Source organism: Halomicrococcus gelatinilyticus (assembly GCA_024227995.1).
Classification (GTDB): domain Archaea; phylum Halobacteriota; class Halobacteria; order Halobacteriales; family Haladaptataceae; genus Halomicrococcus; species Halomicrococcus gelatinilyticus.
In genome coordinates, this window is sequence record CP100465.1 from 265,090 (window position 1) to 278,934 (window position 13,845).

At 67.6% G+C, this 13,845-nt stretch carries 20 protein-coding genes; 5 read left to right on the plus strand and 15 right to left on the minus strand.

The window, feature by feature from the left end; genetic code table 11:
* Nucleotides 1-18: 18 nt before the first annotated feature.
* From NKT36_RS01340 to NKT36_RS01365, 6 genes are all read right to left on the minus strand, one after another.
* The gene (locus tag NKT36_RS01340; protein WP_327052150.1) at nucleotides 19-618 is read right to left on the minus strand and encodes an NUDIX hydrolase; all 600 of its coding nucleotides are present in this window, start codon (nucleotides 616-618) and stop codon (nucleotides 19-21) included.
* A gap of 84 nt (nucleotides 619-702) precedes the next feature.
* Entirely contained in the window at nucleotides 703-1,161 is a 459-nt protein-coding gene (locus NKT36_RS01345; RefSeq protein ID WP_327052151.1) for a DUF7109 family protein, read from the minus strand.
* An 89-nt stretch (nucleotides 1,162-1,250) separates the two neighbouring features.
* Complete coding sequence (locus NKT36_RS01350; protein ID WP_327052152.1) at nucleotides 1,251-1,664, minus strand: DUF7124 domain-containing protein; 414 nt, start codon at nucleotides 1,662-1,664, stop codon at nucleotides 1,251-1,253.
* Nucleotides 1,665-1,726: 62 nt separating this feature from the next.
* On the minus strand, nucleotides 1,727-1,984 hold the full coding sequence (locus NKT36_RS01355; protein WP_327052153.1) for a hypothetical protein: 258 nt from the start codon (nucleotides 1,982-1,984) through the stop codon (nucleotides 1,727-1,729).
* A gap of 71 nt (nucleotides 1,985-2,055) precedes the next feature.
* Entirely contained in the window at nucleotides 2,056-2,274 is a 219-nt protein-coding gene (locus NKT36_RS01360; RefSeq protein WP_327052154.1) for a hypothetical protein, read from the minus strand.
* A 180-nt stretch (nucleotides 2,275-2,454) separates the two neighbouring features.
* The gene (locus NKT36_RS01365) at nucleotides 2,455-3,696 is read right to left on the minus strand and encodes an NAD(P)/FAD-dependent oxidoreductase (protein ID WP_327052155.1); all 1,242 of its coding nucleotides are present in this window, start codon (nucleotides 3,694-3,696) and stop codon (nucleotides 2,455-2,457) included.
* Here NKT36_RS01365 and NKT36_RS01370 point away from each other — a divergent pair.
* Both NKT36_RS01370 and NKT36_RS01375 read left to right on the plus strand, forming a co-directional pair.
* Entirely contained in the window at nucleotides 3,695-3,895 is a 201-nt protein-coding gene (locus tag NKT36_RS01370) for a hypothetical protein (RefSeq protein WP_327052156.1), read from the plus strand. The genes NKT36_RS01365 and NKT36_RS01370 overlap by 2 nt on opposite strands.
* Before the next feature lie 72 nt (nucleotides 3,896-3,967).
* Complete coding sequence (locus NKT36_RS01375) at nucleotides 3,968-5,185, plus strand: KaiC domain-containing protein (protein WP_327052157.1); 1,218 nt, start codon at nucleotides 3,968-3,970, stop codon at nucleotides 5,183-5,185.
* 55 nt (nucleotides 5,186-5,240) lie between these two features.
* On the opposite strand, the gene NKT36_RS01380 is transcribed toward NKT36_RS01375, so the two are convergent.
* Together NKT36_RS01380 and NKT36_RS01385 are read right to left on the minus strand one after the other, a co-directional pair.
* Complete coding sequence (locus NKT36_RS01380; protein ID WP_327052158.1) at nucleotides 5,241-5,669, minus strand: universal stress protein; 429 nt, start codon at nucleotides 5,667-5,669, stop codon at nucleotides 5,241-5,243.
* A 107-nt stretch (nucleotides 5,670-5,776) separates the two neighbouring features.
* Nucleotides 5,777-7,630 carry an ATP-binding protein gene (locus NKT36_RS01385; protein WP_327052159.1) on the minus strand — a complete coding sequence of 618 codons (1,854 nt, stop codon included), beginning with the start codon at nucleotides 7,628-7,630 and terminating at the stop codon, nucleotides 5,777-5,779.
* Nucleotides 7,631-7,798: 168 nt separating this feature from the next.
* On the opposite strand from NKT36_RS01385, the gene NKT36_RS01390 reads away from it, so the two are divergent.
* The gene (locus NKT36_RS01390) at nucleotides 7,799-8,629 is read left to right on the plus strand and encodes a ZIP family metal transporter (RefSeq protein ID WP_327052160.1); all 831 of its coding nucleotides are present in this window, start codon (nucleotides 7,799-7,801) and stop codon (nucleotides 8,627-8,629) included.
* Nucleotides 8,630-8,654: 25 nt separating this feature from the next.
* Here the strand turns inward: NKT36_RS01390 and NKT36_RS01395 are convergent, their stop codons facing one another.
* Together NKT36_RS01395 and NKT36_RS01400 are read right to left on the minus strand one after the other, a co-directional pair.
* Nucleotides 8,655-9,104 (minus strand): universal stress protein, encoded by a 450-nt coding sequence (locus NKT36_RS01395; protein ID WP_327052161.1) that lies wholly within the window; start codon nucleotides 9,102-9,104, stop codon nucleotides 8,655-8,657.
* 46 nt (nucleotides 9,105-9,150) lie between these two features.
* Entirely contained in the window at nucleotides 9,151-10,392 is a 1,242-nt protein-coding gene (locus NKT36_RS01400; RefSeq protein ID WP_327052162.1) for an inorganic phosphate transporter, read from the minus strand.
* A 120-nt stretch (nucleotides 10,393-10,512) separates the two neighbouring features.
* Here NKT36_RS01400 and NKT36_RS01405 point away from each other — a divergent pair, with 120 nt between their 5' ends.
* Nucleotides 10,513-10,962: an acyl-CoA thioesterase gene (locus NKT36_RS01405; RefSeq protein ID WP_327052163.1), complete on the plus strand. Its 450-nt coding sequence runs from the start codon at nucleotides 10,513-10,515 to the stop codon at nucleotides 10,960-10,962.
* 52 nt (nucleotides 10,963-11,014) lie between these two features.
* Here the strand turns inward: NKT36_RS01405 and NKT36_RS01410 are convergent, their stop codons facing one another.
* The 4 genes from NKT36_RS01410 to NKT36_RS01425 form a co-directional block, all read right to left on the minus strand.
* Nucleotides 11,015-11,521, minus strand: coding sequence for a YkgJ family cysteine cluster protein (locus tag NKT36_RS01410; RefSeq protein ID WP_327052164.1), 507 nt, complete (start codon nucleotides 11,519-11,521; stop codon nucleotides 11,015-11,017).
* Between the two features lie 49 nt (nucleotides 11,522-11,570).
* Nucleotides 11,571-11,831, minus strand: a complete 261-nt coding sequence (locus NKT36_RS01415; protein ID WP_327052165.1) for a DUF7520 family protein — start codon at nucleotides 11,829-11,831, stop codon at nucleotides 11,571-11,573.
* Between the two features lie 46 nt (nucleotides 11,832-11,877).
* A complete protein-coding gene (locus NKT36_RS01420) occupies nucleotides 11,878-12,669 on the minus strand; it encodes an MBL fold metallo-hydrolase (RefSeq protein ID WP_327052166.1) in 792 nt (263 codons plus the stop codon).
* 118 nt (nucleotides 12,670-12,787) lie between these two features.
* Nucleotides 12,788-13,048 (minus strand): MarR family transcriptional regulator, encoded by a 261-nt coding sequence (locus NKT36_RS01425; RefSeq protein WP_327052167.1) that lies wholly within the window; start codon nucleotides 13,046-13,048, stop codon nucleotides 12,788-12,790.
* A 144-nt stretch (nucleotides 13,049-13,192) separates the two neighbouring features.
* Here NKT36_RS01425 and NKT36_RS01430 point away from each other — a divergent pair, with 144 nt between their 5' ends.
* Nucleotides 13,193-13,591, plus strand: coding sequence for a PPOX class F420-dependent oxidoreductase (locus NKT36_RS01430; RefSeq protein ID WP_327052168.1), 399 nt, complete (start codon nucleotides 13,193-13,195; stop codon nucleotides 13,589-13,591).
* A 92-nt stretch (nucleotides 13,592-13,683) separates the two neighbouring features.
* On the opposite strand, the gene NKT36_RS01435 is transcribed toward NKT36_RS01430, so the two are convergent.
* On the minus strand, nucleotides 13,684-13,842 hold the full coding sequence (locus NKT36_RS01435; protein WP_327052169.1) for a hypothetical protein: 159 nt from the start codon (nucleotides 13,840-13,842) through the stop codon (nucleotides 13,684-13,686).
* Nucleotides 13,843-13,845: the final 3 nt, after the last annotated feature.

Consider the following 13,845-nt stretch of genomic DNA (forward strand, 5'->3'; position numbering starts at 1 on the left):
GCGTTCGCGTCCGTCGACCTACCCGCTCAGGTCGGGGTCGGTGTCGACGAACCGGTCGATGCGCTCGGGCGCGCGCCAGTCGGTCGTCAGTTCGAGCAACTGTACGAGGATGCGACCCGTCGCTCCCCAGACGGTGTAGCCATCGACGTGGAAGAAGTGGATGACGACCTCGCCGTACCGGGGGTGGTCGCGGTACTCGCACTCGTAGTTCGCGTCCGTCGTGAGCTCAGCGACGGAGAGGACGGCAATCTCCGCCACCTCGCGCTCGTCGGGGTCGTACTCGCGGTCGGGGATGCGGACGACGTACGGCGTGACGGCGTAGTTGGTCACGGTCCGGATGTCGTCGAGGCGGCCGACGCTGTCGACCTCCACTGGACGCAGGCCGATCTCCTCGTTGGCCTCGCGGAGCGCGGTCGCCCAGAGGTCGTCGTCCTTCGGCTCCCGGCTACCGCCGGGGAAGCTCATCTGGCCGGGATGCTCCCCGAGGTGGTCGGCGCGCTTCGTGAACAGCAGGTGTGGCCCGTCCTGACGGTCGACGACCGGAACGAACACGGCGGCGTCGTGGTCCTCGTCCTCCACTGGTCGCGCCGTGTGGTCGGCCACGCGACCCAGGTCCATATCCATCCGTTGCCCCGTTCCGTCTTAACTGGCCCGGCTTGGGTCGCACCCGTTCACCGTTCTCGCGTTCCGGTCGTCGTCGCCTCAGACGTCGTCAAGTCGTTCGCGGACGTCCCCGGTGTCGACCGGTGCCCAGGCTTCGAGGTCGTAGCTCACGTCGATGAGGTAGCCGGCGCGCTCCTCGTCGCCCGCTTCGGCGGCGGCCTCGGCCTCCGAACGGAGTCGGTCGCAGGTGCGCTCGCCGAGTCCCGTGCGGTCGACGTCGCGGTCCGGCACGTCCATGATGTGCGGCAGGTCCTCGCCGTTCTCCGGCACCGACGGGAAGGCGACCGGTCCCGGGACCAGGACCGTCTCGTCGTCGTGGTCGGCCTCGACCAGGTAGTAGTCCTCGACCGCCCGGTCGATGACGGAATCGAACGCCGACTCGTCGACCGACTTGCCCTGCTTGAACGCGAGTTCGGCGAGCCCCTCGGCCAGTTCGGCGCGCGTCAGCGCCCCGAACAGGTCCACGACCCCTGCGAGTTCGTCTCTCGTTCGGCTCATTACCGGGAAGCGTCGGCCGACCGATATTAGTGTTGGCGTTCGGGCGACGTGCCGGGCGCGAACTTCGGGTGAAAAGGAGGGCTCGATGTCTACGGCCAGTCGTCGCGCTGGTCCTCCTGAGCCGTCGATTCGTCCTCGTCGGCGTCAGACGCGAGTTCCCACTCCGCGGCCGCCGCCGCTTCCTCGACGGGGAGGTACTCCCACTCCTCGTCCTCGGCGAGTTCGCGGTCCTCGTCGTCGGTGCCGACGAAGACGTGACGGTCCGTCTCGAACTGCTCTTTGACGCTCGCCAGGCTCTCGGCGCGCCCCTTCGGCCCGGAGAAGAAGTCCTGCCGGATGCGGTTCTTCCGGGTGAAGTTCGTCACGACGTAGGTCGGCTTGTCCGAGATGACGCCGACGTACTCGCTCCAGCGCCGCGCGTCGTCGAACACCGCGCCCGGTTTCGCCAGTGCCTTGAGCGCTTCCAGTTCGAAGGCCAGCGTCATCTCGCCGCTGCCGTTCATACCTGTACTCCTGTCCTGCGGGAGAAAACGGCTTCGGTATCGGCGGACCGCGAGCGGCGGGGTTACCGCCGCGTGATGCGGTAGTAGCCGGTGAAGACGACCACCACGTCGTCGACCACCTCCTCGGCGACCTCCTCGGCGACGGGGACGACCGACCGATCGCCGTCCAGTTCCGCCAGCACCTGCTGTGTGCGTTCGCCGAGTTCGTCGAAGTGACGGACCCTGGCCTTCGGCGGCACCGTACGGGTTCGACGGACCTCGATGGCCGCCCCTTCCCTCGTCGAGGGGGATTCGCTACTCGTTCGTGTGTTGGTCGCCATTGTTACATGTTACCGAATAGCGTGGTGTAGCTTAAGCCTTCTGGCGAAACTGTTGGGGAGTGCGGGGACTGTCAGGCGAGGAACACGCGATAGTAGCCGGTGTAGTTGACGAACTCGCCGTCGGTGAGTTCGAACGCCGCGGCGTCGTCGATGCGGCGTTCACCTCCCTCGACGACGGTGGCGAACTGTCGCTTGGCTGAACGTCCCAGTTCGTCGTAGTCCCTGACGCTCGCGTCGTCGGGGACGGTCTCCGCGTGTTCGACGGTTATCTTCGGGTTCAATCGTACCACTGACCTGGGCGGTCATTGGTAACGCATACCATGTCGTAACTTAACTCTTCGCTCCGTGGCAAGATTACGCCGGGGGCGACAACGGTCGCGAGCGAAGACGTCGATCGGCGCGTGCGACCCAGGGGTCGTTTCGAAACGTCTCGACGGCGAGAGAACGGTTCGGCGAAGACGGGGTACGGTCTACTGCTCCTGCGGGAGCGCGAGTTTGTCCGGGTCGAAGCTCTTCTCGAGGAGGACGTCCTTCTGGTCGGCGACCTCGACCTCCTTGCGGATGAGGTCCTTGTAGTTGCCCTGCGGGGCGATGTCGCCGATGAGAACGCCACCGACGAGTTTGCCGTCCTTGAACGAGAGGCGGCGCCACTCCGTGTCGCTGTACTTGCGCTCGCACTCGTCGTCGCCCAGCGTCGGGAAGCCGAAGCTGAGGAACGGGAAGTCGAAGTGCGTGATGGAGTACGACGACACCCAGCGGAACTCCGTCTCCTCGTCGTCGGCGACCATGTTCCGGCCCGCGACGACGCCCTGCTCCTTCGCGCTGCCCCACGAGCCGTTCTGGGCGTACTCGTCGAGGATGACGTCGTAGTAGCGCGTGATGTCACCGGCGGCGTAGATGTCGTCGGTGCTCGTCTGCATGTACTGGTCGACGACGATGCCGTCGTCCATCTCGAGGTCAGCACCCTGGAGGAACTCGGTGTTGAAGTCGAGGCCGATGGCGACGCCGACGAACTCGCTGTCGAAGGTCTCGCCGTTGGCGTCGACCGTCGAGACGACGTGCCCGTCGTCGTCGGTCTCGAAGTGGTCGACCCCGCTCTCGAACACCGGCGTGACGCCCTTCTCCTCGAGGGCGTCGTGGATGATCTCTGCACCGTCGAGGCTCAGGCCGTAGCGCCACCAGCGGTTGCCGCGCATGACGTAGTTGGCCTCGATGTCCTGGGCGGCGCAGACGGCGGCGAGGTCGATGCCGAGCAGACCGGCACCGACGACGACGCCGCTGTCGGCTGCCTCTGCGTGTTCGGCGATCTTGCGCGCGTCCTGGAACGTCCAGAAGTGGTGGATGCCCTCGGCGTCGCTGTTGTCGACCGGGAGCTGTGTCGGCGTCCCACCGGTGGCCACGAGCAGCTTGTCGTACTCGTAGGTCCCGCTGTCGTGGGTGTACACCTCGTGAGCGTCGGGGTCGACGCCGGTGACGAACGTGTTCAGGTCGAGGTCGATGTCGCGCTCCTCGTACCACTCTTCCTCGTGGATGGAGATGGGTGCCTCGGGGAGTTTCCCCTTGGCGAACTCCTTGATCAGGATGCGATTGTAGAGGGCTTCCCCCTCGTCGGTGATGACGGTGATGTCGGCATCGGGCTCCTCCTCGCGGATCGTCTCGGCCGCAGAGCTCCCCGCGATGCCGTCGCCGATTATCACGTACGACTCGGTCATGTTCAGAAACTTCTCCTTCGGGGTTAAAGTGGATTGCTATCTCCGGATTGCCGGCGAGCGCCGCTCAATGGTGCCGTTCGACGGTTCGCGGCATCTCCAGGAAATCGACGCCAGCACCGACAAGCGGCGGATTTGTCCGGAACTGTCCGTGCTCGATCTGCCCGTTCCGCGTCTGGCGCGAGTAACATTAATCAGCTAGGGGTTCCAGTGACAGGACGATGAGGGTTCCCCCGGGCGGACTGCCGGACGTCGCCGACGTGGAGGTGGTTCGGTGACCGAAGACGACGACTGGTTCGAGTCCGCGTTCGACGACGAGGACGACGCGCGCGAGGAGGCCGACGAGCCCGCGAACGACACGGAAACCGAATCGGAGGCCGACGCCGGCGACGGACCGGACGGTGCCGCGCTCGCTGGCGGTGAACCGGCGGCCGACGACCGGGGGCCGGCGGTCGGCGACGCCGACTCGACCGTGGAAGCGTCCCCTGGTCAGACCCCGGAACCGGAGGACGTCCCGGGCGACGGCGACGCCCTGGACGACGGCGACGCCCCGGACGACGATGCGGGCGGTTCGTTGTTCGAGGAGGACTTCGGCACCGCCTTCAGTAACGCGCCCGGTGGCGGTGCCGGTCCCGACATCGGCGACGACGGCGGGCAGTTCGGCGGCGAAGGACAGTTCGGCGGTGACGACGAGTTCGCCGGCGGATTCGACGCCGGCGGATTCGACGCCGGCGGCAGTGGCGGCTTCGGACAGGACGCCCCCGGGTTCGAGGACGAGGAGTTCGAGTCGTCGCTTCCGCGCGTCGACGTCGGCATCGAGGGGCTCGACGGGATGATCCAGGGCGGCATCCCCGAGCGGACGCTGATGGTCGCCATCGGCGACGCCGGGACGGGCAAGACGACGTTCGGGCTCCAGTTCCTCCAGCACGCGCTGGAGACAGGCGAGAAGGCCGTCTACATCACGCTGGAGGAGAGCGAGGAACGCGTGGTCGGCAGCGCGACGGAGAAGGGGTGGCCGTTCGACGAGTACGTCGAGGAGGACCGCCTCGCCGTCCTCGACATGGACCCCGTGGACATGGCTAACTCGCTGACGAGCATCCGGAACGAGCTCCCTGAGCTCGTCCGCGAGTTCGGCGCGACGCGGCTGGTCCTCGACTCCGTCTCGCTGCTCGAGATGATGTACGAGGACCGCGCGGTCCGCCGCAACGAGATCTACGACTTCACCCGGAGCCTGAAGGAAGCAGGCGTGACGACGATGCTCACCAGCGAGGCCAGCGAGGACAATCCCTACGCCTCCCGCCATGGCATCATCGAGTACCTCACCGACGCGGTGTTCGTCCTCAGGTACGTCCGCGGGACCGACGACTTCCGCGAGACGCGACTCGCCATCGAGATTCAGAAGATCCGGGATGCCAACCACTCCCGGGAGATAAAGCCTTACGACATCACGAACGAGGGCATCAGCGTCTACCAGCAGGCGAACCTGTTCTGAGCGGTCACCGCCTCGCCGCGTCGGCGACGCAGCGGTCGGCGACCGGCGTCGCGAGCTATCTGACGACCGTCACGGGAATCGGCGACCGTCGGACGACCGTCTCGGCGACGCTCCCGAGGAGGATGCGCGAGACGCCCGAGCGGCCGTGGCTGCCCATGATTATCTGGTCGACGTCGTTCTCGTCGGCGTACCTGACGATGACCTGCGAGGGTCGACCCAGTTCCGTCTCGGTCACCAGCGTGACGCCGTGCTCGTCGGCAGTGGCCTGGGCGTCCTCGAACAGCCGTTCGGCGTTCTCCTTGGACTCCTCGTACCACTCCTCGGAGTAGCCCGGCATCCCGACCGTCGAACTGTACCCCACGTCGATGGGGTCGATGACGTTGAGCACCGTGACATCGGCGTCGGGGAACTCCGCGAGCGCGTGTTCCAGCGCCTTCGTTGCCTGTTCGGAACCGTCGATGGGGACGAGAACGTGCTTTCCCATGGCCGAGGCTACGAACTCGCGATATATCGGTTTGCCGGTATCAACGAAACTGTCCGCGTCCCGACACGGGGAGTCGTGGACGACCTGTCGGCCGGTCGCGACCCTCGTCAGTCGCGGCCGTGCCGGGTGACACAGCGCGAGAGCCCGACGAGTTCGACCGGTTCGGAGTTGTCCGGGGAGTAGACCACCATCTGCCCCTTCTCCATGTAGGGGACCTTCCGTTCGAGGTTCGCGGGGATGTTGACGCTCTTGATGGCGTCCTCGTCGCCGAGGTTCAGGACGACGGTGGTGTTGATCTGCTTGAACACGGGTTCGGCGATGTCCTGCGGGTCCTGCGTGACGAGGAAGAGGCCGAGTCGCTCCTTGCGGCCCTGTTTCGCGGCCGCGGTGAACTTCCCGACGACCTTCCGGGCCTGGACGCTCTCGGCGTCGGAGAGGAAGTTGTGCGCCTCGTCCATCCCGACCACGAGCGGCGTCTCCTTGATTCGGTCGAAGCGCGGCGCGTTCGAGAGCTTCTCGTCGATGAGGAGGCTCGACACCGCGAGCACGATCATCTCCGTCGCGCGGGTGGAGTTGACGTGGTACGTCGGGACGACCGTCAGGCCGCCGGGGCGGACGAACTGCTTGACCTGCTCGGTCAGCGGGCGGGCGTCCTGGTCGAACACGTCGCGGAACGTGGCGTTGACCGCGCGCCGCTTCACCGCGTCGAAGGTCGCCTCGTGGACGCGGCCGCTCTCGTCGAGCTCCTCGCGCAGCGCCGGGTCGTCGAGGAAGTCGGTGAACTCGCGGTACGTCGCGTTTGACCCGTACTGGTCGAAGAACCGCCGCAGGAGGTACTGTAGGGCGTTGTACTGATTGTCGTTCAGGCGCGCGCCCGCGATGAGCCAGGGGTTCGAGCGCACCATCGAGAACGGGACGGTGAACTCCACCTGCTCGGCGCGGTGGTGGTCGGCGGCGTAGGTGACCCCGTCGACCTTCGGCACGAACGCGACGGTGTCGTCGTGGCCGCCGTGCGCGATACCCTCCCGCTCCCACGCCCGCTCGTCGTCGACGGTGACGGCGGGGTTGTCGTCGTGCATCTGGGCGTACTCGTCCTGGGGGTCGAACTGCACGACGGCCATCCGGCGCTCGCGGTCGTCGCCGCTCTCGACGGGGTAGGTGCGCTCCTCGTCGAGGTACTGCCGGAGCATGTTCTTCGTGCCGTGGGTCTTGCCGGACCCCGTGCCGCCAGCGACGAGCGTGTGCCGGAACACGAGCGGGTCGCCGTCGCTGTAGTCGTCCTTGACGCGGTAGTCGATGGTCGGCGGTTCGGCCGCGGTCCGGACCTTCTCGCCGCCGACCGCGAGGTGGCCGAGGAAGACGCCCTCGGTGGGTATCTTCAGCCCCGTCTTGATGTCGCGCTTGTCGTCGGCCTGCCTGACGGTCGTCTCCGGCTTCGGCACGCGGTCGGTCATCCGCCGCTTGAGGTCCCCGTCGTCGTCGTACAGCACCGCCACCGGGTCGAGCGTCGCGACGAACTTGTAGTCCGTCTCCTCGATGTCCTCGCGGCGCATCGCCCGTCGGGCGTGGATCTCGGTGGCGTCGTCGCTGCGGTACTCCTGGGCGTACTCCAGCGCGGTGACGCGACAGAACAGCTTCTCGCCGTCGGGGTACGGCACGAGCAGGTACTTGCCGACCCTGACGTGGCTCCGGTTCGGCGCGGTCACGTACGCGCGGAGGCGGTTGTCGTCGTCGGCTTCGCCGATGGACAGCCCCTCCGAGACCGCGAGGTGGCCGATACCGCGGTCCGCTCCGACCGGTTCGGTGTCCAGTGGCTCGAACTCCTGACGTTCGGTCCCGCCGGCCGGGGTGGTCTCCACGCGCGCGTCGGTGCTGGTCCCGGCGTCCGCGTCCGCACTGGCCCCGTCGTCACCGTCGTCGTCATCGCCGCCGAAGTCCGAGAAATCGCCGAGGTCGCTCATGCTCCGGGCATCTCGGCCGGGCGTCAAACACTTTTCGCACGACTTCCCCGCGAGCAGAACCTCGCGTCCGTCGCCCTGCTGGTCGTCTCGCCCACCACGGCCGGTCCCCACACGGTGTCGTAGTCGGGACCAACGGACTTATTAATAGCTGTATATTCGTTAATAACGATGGCGAGACTCTCTCGACTCGGTCTGGCGGGACTGCTAGCGCTCGTTCTCACCACCGCACTCGGGGTGGCGGTGGGGCTGGAGAAGGTGCTCACCATCGCGTGGTTCGCGTTCGCCGCGATGGCGGGCGGTGCCCTCCTGGGCGGGCGGTTGAACGAGTCCTCGCGAGCGGGCAAGCTCGTCTGGGGATTCGGGCTCGCCAGCGGGGCGATGATAACCAGCGCCGCGGTGTTCCTGGTCCCGGACGCCGTCGGTCACCACCCGCGCTACGGCGGCTTCGGTATCGCGCTCGGCGTCCTCACCGGGTTCTCCGCGCACACCGTCGGCCACCGGATGACCCACATGGACGTCCCGATGGACCACGCCGCGCTCGAACTGACCGCCCACTCGTTCGCCGCGGGCGCGATAATCGGCCTCGTCTACGGCAACATGCCCGACCTCGGTCTCCTGCTCGGCCTCGCCATCGTCTCGCACAAGGGTCCGGCGGGGTACGTCGCCGCGCACCGCCTCCAGCGCAGCGGCAAGCCGCCGTCGGTCCTCCTGCTGCCGGCCAGCGGCCTGGGAATCACGGCCATCCTGTCGGCGACGCTGCAGTTGCCCGCGAGCGACGCGGTCAACGGCCTCGTCTTCGGCTTCGCCGCCGGCGTGTTCCTCCACGTCGCCATGGACTTCCTCCCGCGGTGCGAACTCGGCGGCGAGGTGTACGAGGTTGCGCAGGTGAGCGACGACGCCCACGCGCTGCTCGACCGCCTCCGCACGCACGCCGTCGCCAGCACGGCTCTCGGCGGGGTCGCGGTGTTCGTCGCCTGGCTGGCGGTCGTACCGCAGTAGGGCGCTTCTTCGATTCTCCGTCCGTTCAGCGCACGACCGTCACGGTCACCGGACAGCGCTTCGTCACCGCCTCCGCGGTCGACCCCATGAGGGCGCGCGAGAGGCCGCTCTCGCTCGTCGCGCCGAGGACGACCTGGTCGACGTCGTTCTCCTCGACGTATCTGAGGATCGTCTTCGCCGGTTTCCCGAGTTTGACCACGCTCTCGAACGACCCCTCGAAGTCGTCCAGTTCCTCGCGAGTCTCCTCGTGGAGCTCCTTCGCGTTGTCCCACTGCTTCTGGTACCACTCCTGGGAGTAAGCGGGCATCCCCGACTTGCCGAGCGGCGACTGGTAGCCCGGCGTGAGCGGGTCGATGTCGTACGGGTCGACGACGGTGATGGCGGTGACGTCGACGTCCGACATGCCGAGCGCGTACTCCAGGGCCTCCTTCGAGTGGTCGGAGCCGTCCATCGGAACGAGTACGTGGTCCCCCATGCCGCCCACCACGCCCTCCGCCGTCTTAAGCGGCGGTGCCCGCGGCCTACGGGAGCAGCAGGAAGAGGACGTACGAGCCGATGACCGAGAGGGTCGGCGAGAGTATCCAGAGGATGACGATGCGACTGGTCGCGGCGGGGTCGAACAGGCTTTCGGCCGCGAGTTCGTCCAGTTCCTCCTCGCCGATGGGCGGGACTTCGACCGCCTCGTCGGGGTCGCGCTCCTCGACCTCGCCAGCGGCGAGCGTCCCGACGGTCGGTCCAGCGGGTTCGTCCATGGTCGGTTCTGCGAGCGCGCCGGTGGTGAGTTCCGCTTCGGGGTCGGTGTCGACGGCGGTCGTGGCCGCCTCCGCGAGCGTGACCGCGCGGCTCGCCCGGCCCCATCCGAGACCGATGATGCAGCAGGTCGTGCTCACGGCCAGGCTCGCCGGGATGCCGAGCCGCGAGAGGACGGTGATGACCGTCGCACCGACGAAGGAGACGACGAGCGCCGCCATGATGGGCAGGTCGGTGATGCCGTCGCTGATGGTGTCGAGCGTCCGGCGGGCGATGGTGAACCCGCCGAGCCCAATGGAGCCGATGGCGAGCAGTATCCCCTGCTCGATCGTTATCGCGCCGTCCCCGACGAGCGGCGCGACGGCGTTCGCCGCGTTCGACGCACCGGCGCTGAACCCCATGTAGCAGGCGATGCCGACCACGCCGACCCCACCGACGACGTCGCGCGGCGACGCGTTCTCGTTGAGGTGCGGCCGCGGTACCGTCCCCGAACGGTCCAGTTGCACCAGCGAGTTCTCGATGCGGGTGAAGGTGATGCGAGCGTCGAGGTGCGGGTAGACGTACCGCCCGATGACCACGCCCGTCAGGAAGGCGACCAGCGGCGCGACGATCCAGGCCGAGACGATGGTGAACATGATGGCCTCGTTCAGCCTGTTCCTGGCGAGGCCGAGGCCGACGATGGCGCCGACGGCCGTCATCGAGGTGGAGGCCGGGACGCCGTAGAGGTTCGACAGCAGGAGCGCAGCGCCGGCGAAGAAGAGCACGCCGACGCTCGTCGCGGGCGTGAACAGGGTCGCCGGAACGATGCCGTCGCTCATCGTGTCGATGACGTTGCGGCCGACCGTCCACCCGCCCAGCAGGGCGAAGGAGGTGAACAGCGTCGCGGCGGACACCTTGCCGACGATGCGACTGCCGACCGCCGGTCCGAACGCCACCCCCGTCGACGACCCACCGATGTTGTACCCGACGAACGCGGCGACGAACAGACCGACCACGAGCAGTGCTGACACCATCTTGGAGTTCCAGTCACGTACGACGACGACGACGGTACTACAATTTTCTACAAGCAATCCGATAGGTTGGCGGGCAGCGCCGGCCGGAAACGGCTCCCCCGTCCGCGACGAAGCTCCGGTATGCCGACGCTGATGGACACGTACATCGAGAACCGGGAGCGCGTGCAGCCGAACCACGCGAACAACTACGAGACGGCCCACGGCGGCGTCGTAATGAAGTGGATGGACGAGATAGGTGCGATGTCGGCGATGCGGTTCGCGGGGGAGACCTGCGTCACGGCCAGCGTCGACCACATGGACTTCCAGCGGCCAATCCCGGTCGGCGACACCACCGTCATCGAGTCGTACGTCTACGACGCCGGGCGGACGAGCGTGAAGGTCCGCCTGACCGCGTTCCGGGAGAACCCACGGACGGGCGACCGCGAGAGGACCACCGAGTCGCACTTCGTCTACGTCGCGGTCGACGACGAGGGGACCCCGACGCAGGTCCCCGAGTTCGACGTCGAGACCGAACGCGAGACCGAACTGCGCGAGGCCGCCGTCGAGGCCGACCCGCACGACCACCCGTGACGCGATGCGGCGCGCGTCGGTGACGCGGGGGTGACCGGCGGACGCCCGGCGGCTACAGTTCTCGCTCGGAGTCAGGGTCGTCGAGGTCCCAGAGGTACTCCGGCAGGAAGTCGTCGAGGCCGTCGACGATCCGCCTGTCGCCGACGTTCGTACCCTCGCAGTGCTCCCAGGCGCTGTCCCGGACGTCGACGTGGATCTCCCCGTCCACCGACCGCACCTCGAGGGGGTACACCGAACAGCGCGCGGGTTTCCAGTCGTGCTCGGCGTGGAGCTCGCAGAGGCCGTCCTCGCGGAGGAAGTAGCAGGCCCGGCCGTCCTCGCCGACGTGGTCGTGGTCTTTCTCCTCGCGGACGACGAAGTCCTCACCCCGGAACTGCGTCGTCGCCGCGTTGAGGTTCGCGCGCTCGGCCAGTTCGAGGAACTCCCGGTCGTACACGAGGACGCCGTGGTGACAGCACCACGTGCAGTCGGCGACGCAGTCGAAGGTGAGGTCCGGGTCGAACTCCACGACCGCCTCCTTTCCGGGGTACACTTCGACGCGCCGGTCGTCTGCGCTCACGCGTCGTAGTATCCGACAGGTGTTCAAAACGTCCGCGGTTCGGAGCAGCCTACCGCGTCGCTTCGCCGTCGTACCGGGCCACGACCGAGACCAGGCCGAACAGGAGCGCGAGGACGCTCGCAGCGAGCACCATCCCGAACAGCGCCATCGAGAGCGGCGACATCGAGAACTCCGCGACCAGCAGGTCCATCGTGAAACCGCGCTCCTGGCCGGTGGTGCCGACGACGAAGCCGAGCCCGCCCGCCAGCGCGACGGCGACCCCAGCGGCGATCAGGAAGACGGGGCGACTCGAAATCTCGCGCTCGCTCATCGCCTCCGCGTAGGAATCCAGGGCGGTTATCGTTTGTGCATCGGGGTCAGGAGCGCGGCTCGGCGCGGCGACCGTCCCACGCCACCGCACTCTCGGCGTCCAGTTTCTCCAGATGAGCCGCCACCGTCGCCTCCGCGAGCGAGCGGACGCTGGAGACGTCCTTGTCGTAAGCCGCGTCCGTCACGTCGGCGAGCGTCCGAGCACCAGAACGGACGGCGTCCGCGACGCGCTCCTCCCGCGCGAGTCGATGGTCGATGAGCCGCCGGATCTGGGCGCGCGGGTCGTCGATGACGGGGCCGTGGCCCGGATGCAGGGTCGCGGGGTCGCGGGCGTGCAGTCGCCGGAGCGAGACGAGATACGAGCGCACGTCGCCCTCGCCCGTCGCCGGGTGTGCGGCCCCTTCGCCGTCGGTCCGACGCCCGGCGACGACGACGCTTCCCTCAGCGACGACGAGGTCGCCCGTCAGCAGGGCCTCGCCGTACTCGAAGGCGACGTGGTCGGGCGCGTGACCCGGCGTGTCGACGGCGGTGAGGGGGCCGACGCGCGTCCCGCCGCGGAAGGTCCGGTCCGGTTCGACGCCGGTCGCGTCGACGAACCGCCGTTCGCGGCCCGCCCGAGCCCACACCGTCGCGTCACAGACGTCCGCGTAGTGGGCGACGCCGCCGACGTGGTCCGGGTGGACGTGGGTGACGAGCACGTGGTCGACGTCGCGCTGCGCGACGGCGCGGTCGAGAGCGTCCGTCCTGCCGGCCGGGTCGACGAGGGCGCTCTCCACGAGGTAGGCGTTCGTCGTCCCCTCCGGTGCCATCGTCTCCGTCGGGACGGCTATCGACTCCATGGCCGGGAACAGGGACGGCGACGGCAAAAGTCGGTCGCTACTCGGACGGGGTCGGGCATCAGAGAATCGTTCGCAACGGACGGCGTCGACGAAAGGAGTCCGGACCGCGGAGTCGTTCTCAGTCGTCGAGCAGGTAGACCTGCTTGCGCGCGTCGCGGAAGCTGTGGCGCGAGGAGACGAGGTCGGCCTCCTCCAGGCGGTTCAGGGCGTAGCGGACGGTCCGGTCGGGCAGCAGCGATTCCTCGGCGAGTTCGCCCTGGGTGAGCGGGGCGTCCGACTCGAGGACCTTCGCGACAAGCTTCGCACTGGGGGGTAACTCCCGCAGGCGTTCGCGGAAATCGGGTGATTGCTTCGGTGAGTCAGTCGTTGTCGTGCTCATGTCTGACCAGCGACGGAGCGTAGTGGTAAAAGTTGGCTATATGGGCATCCCAACAACATCAATTCCTTAAGGGCAATTAAATATCACTAATACCGACTGTTCGGCCGAAAGACCGTTCTCGGTGCCCGCTCTCATCGACGAGGTATGGAGTCGATTCCCGACGCGTTCACCGACCTGTTCGAACGGAAGTCCTTCGCCAACTTCGCCACGGTCATGCCGGACGGCACCCCGCAGGTGACGCCCGTCTGGGTCGGCTACGACGGCGACCACGTCCTCGTCAACACCGTCCGCGGTCGCCAGAAGGAGGAGAACGTCCGCCGCAACCCGAAGGTCGGCCTCTCGGTGTTCGATCCCGACGACCCCTACCGGTACGTCTCCATCCGTGGGGAGGTCGACGAGGTCACCGAGGAGGGTGCCGTCGAGCACATCAACGAACTCACGCGGCGGTACATGGCCCGGGACGAGTACCCGAACCTCGGGGAGGAGCAGGGACCGCGGGTCGTCGTCAGGATACGCCCGGAGCGCGTCGTGACGAGCGGGTAGAGAGGAGCGGTAGGTGGCCCGTTGCGGTCGCTCGCGTCGCAGTCGCCCGGTGCGTTGCGACGAGAGATCGGCGTCGTGACCGCGAACGGCGACTAGGCGCGGTTGTCGGTCCGCGGCGGTCCGCTGTGGCGGTTGTACGTCCCGACGACGTGTTTGCAGTCGGGACAGTGGACGACCACCAGTCGTCCCTTCTCGTGACGGACCAGGTCCTCCGCCGTGAACGTCGCCTTGCAGTGTTTGCACGTGGGCATCCG

What these genes read in the sequence shown, in the direction of transcription:
- NKT36_RS01340 (WP_327052150.1), bottom strand. Translation starts at nt 618, where the DNA reads ATGGACCTGGGTCGCGTGGCCGACCACACGGCGCGACCAGTGGAGGAC.
- NKT36_RS01345 (WP_327052151.1), bottom strand. Translation starts at nt 1,161, where the DNA reads ATGAGCCGAACGAGAGACGAACTCGCAGGGGTCGTGGACCTGTTCGGG.
- NKT36_RS01350 (WP_327052152.1), bottom strand. Translation starts at nt 1,664, where the DNA reads ATGAACGGCAGCGGCGAGATGACGCTGGCCTTCGAACTGGAAGCGCTC.
- NKT36_RS01355 (WP_327052153.1), bottom strand. Translation starts at nt 1,984, where the DNA reads ATGGCGACCAACACACGAACGAGTAGCGAATCCCCCTCGACGAGGGAA.
- NKT36_RS01370 (WP_327052156.1), top strand. Translation starts at nt 3,695, where the DNA reads ATGTTCAGAAACTTCTCCTTCGGGGTTAAAGTGGATTGCTATCTCCGG.
- NKT36_RS01365 (WP_327052155.1), bottom strand. Translation starts at nt 3,696, where the DNA reads ATGACCGAGTCGTACGTGATAATCGGCGACGGCATCGCGGGGAGCTCT.
- NKT36_RS01380 (WP_327052158.1), bottom strand. Translation starts at nt 5,669, where the DNA reads ATGGGAAAGCACGTTCTCGTCCCCATCGACGGTTCCGAACAGGCAACG.
- NKT36_RS01385 (WP_327052159.1), bottom strand. Translation starts at nt 7,630, where the DNA reads ATGAGCGACCTCGGCGATTTCTCGGACTTCGGCGGCGATGACGACGAC.
- NKT36_RS01390 (WP_327052160.1), top strand. Translation starts at nt 7,799, where the DNA reads ATGGCGAGACTCTCTCGACTCGGTCTGGCGGGACTGCTAGCGCTCGTT.
- NKT36_RS01395 (WP_327052161.1), bottom strand. Translation starts at nt 9,104, where the DNA reads ATGGGGGACCACGTACTCGTTCCGATGGACGGCTCCGACCACTCGAAG.
- NKT36_RS01400 (WP_327052162.1), bottom strand. Translation starts at nt 10,392, where the DNA reads ATGGTGTCAGCACTGCTCGTGGTCGGTCTGTTCGTCGCCGCGTTCGTC.
- NKT36_RS01405 (WP_327052163.1), top strand. Translation starts at nt 10,513, where the DNA reads ATGCCGACGCTGATGGACACGTACATCGAGAACCGGGAGCGCGTGCAG.
- NKT36_RS01415 (WP_327052165.1), bottom strand. Translation starts at nt 11,831, where the DNA reads ATGAGCGAGCGCGAGATTTCGAGTCGCCCCGTCTTCCTGATCGCCGCT.
- NKT36_RS01420 (WP_327052166.1), bottom strand. Translation starts at nt 12,669, where the DNA reads ATGGAGTCGATAGCCGTCCCGACGGAGACGATGGCACCGGAGGGGACG.
- NKT36_RS01425 (WP_327052167.1), bottom strand. Translation starts at nt 13,048, where the DNA reads ATGAGCACGACAACGACTGACTCACCGAAGCAATCACCCGATTTCCGC.
- NKT36_RS01430 (WP_327052168.1), top strand. Translation starts at nt 13,193, where the DNA reads ATGGAGTCGATTCCCGACGCGTTCACCGACCTGTTCGAACGGAAGTCC.
- NKT36_RS01435 (WP_327052169.1), bottom strand. Translation starts at nt 13,842, where the DNA reads ATGCCCACGTGCAAACACTGCAAGGCGACGTTCACGGCGGAGGACCTG.